This window comes from Ectothiorhodospira mobilis, assembly GCF_016584115.1.
GTDB classification, from domain to species: Bacteria; Pseudomonadota; Gammaproteobacteria; order Ectothiorhodospirales; family Ectothiorhodospiraceae; genus Ectothiorhodospira; species Ectothiorhodospira mobilis.
Genome location: NZ_NRSK01000114.1, coordinates 1 through 274, shown reverse-complemented (window position 1 = coordinate 274; position 274 = coordinate 1). Strand labels below are relative to the sequence as shown.

General features: G+C 57.3%; 1 protein-coding gene. It reads left to right on the top strand.

What is annotated here, in order from left to right; genetic code table 11:
* Positions 1-103: 103 nt before the first annotated feature.
* Positions 104-274: HTH domain-containing protein (locus CKO33_RS13995; protein WP_207146560.1), on the top strand; the 171-nt coding region annotated here is incomplete at its 3' end.

The following is a 274-nucleotide window of genomic DNA, read 5'->3' as shown; positions in this document are numbered from 1 at the left end:
TCGCTGACGTAGGTCAGGAACAGGTTGGGTGCCGGCATGGGTGTCTCTCGGGTCAGTGGATCATTTGGCACTAGCCGATCACCAAAACAGGACAACTCATGTCATGTTTTCTGCGAGGATCGGGGCCATGAAGTCCTCGAGGCTGTTGTCGATCCTGCTGCTCCTACAGACCCATGAGCGGATGACGAGCCAAGAATTGACCCGACGATTCGAGGTCTCACCGCGCACGATCCTGCGTGACGTCGAAGCATTGCCAGCTGCGGGCGTTCCGATT